Consider the following 344-nt stretch of genomic DNA (forward strand, 5'->3'; position numbering starts at 1 on the left):
GACGCCTTAAAGCCGAAGCGCCGTTCGGACCGCGGCCACTCAAGGCGTCTGTCGCCCGATGATGAGGATCATATTTTAGCCCTAAGAAAAGAACATCCCACCATGCCCGTGACGGTGTTCTACGAACGCCTGATCGAGCAGGGGGAAATCCCAGAAAACCATACCTCTTACTTTACTATATACCGATTATTGAAAAAACACAACCTTGTCGGGAAAGAAAAACGGCGACCTTTATCAACGAACAGAACTGACGGCCAAACAAGCGCTATTCCTTGCGGCTCTAGGGCTGGAACCTCCTCCAAAGATTCTAGGCATCCACCCTCGCGCCTAGATACACGCCCGAA

Annotated in this window: 1 protein-coding gene; it reads left to right on the forward strand. The window is 51.5% G+C overall.

Going from position 1 to position 344, the window contains the following annotated elements; translation table 11 throughout:
- A partial coding sequence (locus tag ETC02_RS17990; protein ID WP_305847211.1) for a helix-turn-helix domain-containing protein occupies window positions 1-344 on the forward strand: 344 nt, incomplete at both ends.

Origin of the sequence: Geobacillus sp. DSP4a (assembly GCF_013096875.1) — a bacterium.
Lineage (GTDB): Bacteria > Bacillota > Bacilli > Bacillales > Anoxybacillaceae > Geobacillus > Geobacillus thermophilus.